This is a genomic window from Streptomyces sp. NPDC001156 (assembly GCF_053598275.1).
The window spans coordinates 1-1,481 of record NZ_JBSFJX010000531.1; the positions used below are offsets into that span (position 1 = coordinate 1).

The 1,481-nt window shown below is 68.5% G+C and carries 2 protein-coding genes; both read left to right on the forward strand.

Annotated features, from left to right (window positions below; genetic code table 11):
* Positions 1–205: 205 nt before the first annotated feature.
* A complete protein-coding gene (locus tag ACWDA7_RS52880; protein WP_450615374.1) occupies positions 206–565 on the forward strand; it encodes a glycosyltransferase in 360 nt (119 codons plus the stop codon).
* Entirely contained in the window at positions 529–1,293 is a 765-nt protein-coding gene (locus tag ACWDA7_RS52885) for a glycosyltransferase family 2 protein (protein ID WP_450615376.1), read from the forward strand. The genes ACWDA7_RS52880 and ACWDA7_RS52885 overlap by 37 nt, the downstream gene beginning before the upstream one ends.
* Positions 1,294–1,481: the final 188 nt, after the last annotated feature.

The window sequence follows — 1,481 nt, forward strand, 5'->3', positions numbered from 1 at the left end:
CTCAACCTCTCCCCACACCCGGCGACCAACGCCCGTCAGCCTGGCACAGCCCGAATCCCCAACGCGAGCTCACACGATTAACACCAGTCACCTAGAGCGGCCGGGGCTCGCGTCATCCATCCCCTACGCGCGGGCCCCGGCCTCACCCCCTTTCTTGGCTGCCGTACCTCGACCTGCTTTGGACTGACGACAGATGACGACACCGATGACCGTTACCCGACCCGCCCGCTTGGGGAGACCTCGAGTCGTTGCGCTGATCCCTGCCCGCAACGAGTCCGACCGGATCGCCGCAGCGATCGACGGGCTCCACGCCCAGACCCTCGCCCCGGACGAGGTCATCGCGGTCACGAACAACTGCACCGACAACCACGCCACCCGCGAGGCCGCCCGCGACGCCGGCGCCTGGGCACTGGACCTCCACGGCATCGAGGGCAAGAAAGCTGGTGCTCTCAACGAGGCCCTGGACCGGGTACTGCCGGGGCTCGCGGACGAGGACCTGGTCCTCATCCAGGACGCGACACCGTCCTCGTGCCCGGGTTCGTTGAGCACGCCGCGGCGGCCATGAACCGCCGTGTCGGCGCGGTCGGCGGCGTCTTCTACGGCGAGGCCGGCGGCGGACTCCTCGGCCACCTGCAGCGGATGGAGTACCAGCGGTACGCGTGGGAGATCCACCGCAACCATGACCGCGCGGTCGTCCTCACCGGCACCGCCACCCTGTTCCGGGTGCGGGTGCTGCGCGAGGTGAAAGCGGCACGGCTCGACGGCCGCCTGCCCGGGGGCAGTTCGTACTACACGACCGAGTCGCTCACCGAGGACGACGAGATCACGAAGGCGATCAAGTCGCTCGGGTACCGCACGATGAGCCCGGCCGCCTGCAAGGTGACCACCGAGGTCATGCCCACGCTCCCGAAGTTGTGGGACCAGCGGATGCGGTGGCAGCGCGGGGCCCTTGAGAACCTGCGCTCCTACGGCCTCACGAAAGTCACGGCCCCGTACTTCGGCCGGCAGATCATGATGGGCGCCGGCGCAGCAGCGTTCGCCCTGTACCTGACCTTCGTGACGCTGCAGCTGGTCTACCTCGGCCGGATCGGCGTCAGCCCCTTCTGGACCGGTATCGGCGCGATCTTCGTCGTCGAAAAGGTCGTGTCCGTGTGGCGCATGGGCTGGCCCACCCGACTCCTCGCGAGCGTCCTGGCTGTCGAACTCGCCTACGACCTGTTCCAACACGCGGTGTACTTCCGCGCCCTCATCGACCTCGCGCTACGGCGTGAGGAGCGCTGGGCCGCCACCTAAGGGCACCCAGCAGACCGCCCCAACCATCCAACCCTGAAAGGCACCACCACTCATGTACGGAATCGTCGGCGGAGGCACCATCGCCGGAGCCGGAGCCGAAGCCGAAGCCGAAGCCGAAGCCGAAGCAGGGTCGGCGCTGCTACCGAATCTGATCACCGACGTGGCGACCACGGACGCGACGGTGCCGG